Here is a 738-nt window from a genome sequence, read left to right on the forward strand (position 1 = left end):
GGCGCTCAATGACGCTTAGCACCTCTGATAGTTGGTTCGAAATTTCGATGGTCACCGCTACCCTCATGATGTCTAACGCCCGCCTCAACTGCCGGAGGTTAATGGCGCCTTTTTTGCAGCTCCACCGCAAAAAAAGGTGACAGTAACCGGAGGTCAGATTGCAGGCGCTTGTTAACTCTTTTGCCAGATTTGATAACAATAGTTAATGTTAGACTCGAAATCTTGCTCAAATACCAACTTGAATGTATCTGGGATTTCAGGAAAAACTATGTCTCCATCTCGCTCGATGTCGACTGTTGAAATATGCAAAGTATCTACTTTGGAAATCAAGCTTTTGTATATTTCACCACCACCAGAAACGATAACATGATCCGTGATTTCCTCTAAATTTATTAAGGCATCCTGAATTGAGGAGAAAACCATTACACCCTCATCATTCGTAGAAAAATTAGAGCGAGTTACAACTGCATACTTTCGATTTGGGAGAGCGCCCATTGACTCAAAAGTTTTGCGTCCAACTAAAAGCCATTGATTATATGTAATTGCCTTAAATAGAAGTTGCTCGCCTTTGGCGCTCCATGGAATATCTGGTCCATTACCGATAATACCGTTCTTCGACTTGGCAGCCATTAGTGATAACTTCACGATTTCTCCCTCGAGTTAACTTTGTTTTAGGGCGACTGCCCTGCTGCGTAACATCGTTGCTGCTCCATAACATCAAACATCGACCCACGGCGT

General features: G+C 43.2%; 1 protein-coding gene. It reads right to left on the reverse strand.

The features are described 5' to 3' along the window. Nucleotides 1-171 precede the first annotated feature (171 nt). The gene (gene dfrA16 / locus V6E55_RS25575; protein WP_032490158.1) at nucleotides 172-645 is read right to left on the reverse strand and encodes a trimethoprim-resistant dihydrofolate reductase DfrA16; all 474 of its coding nucleotides are present in this window, start codon (nucleotides 643-645) and stop codon (nucleotides 172-174) included. Nucleotides 646-738: the final 93 nt, after the last annotated feature.

The organism is Enterobacter sp. 342 (assembly GCF_036663495.1).
Taxonomy (GTDB): Bacteria; Pseudomonadota; Gammaproteobacteria; order Enterobacterales; family Enterobacteriaceae; genus Enterobacter.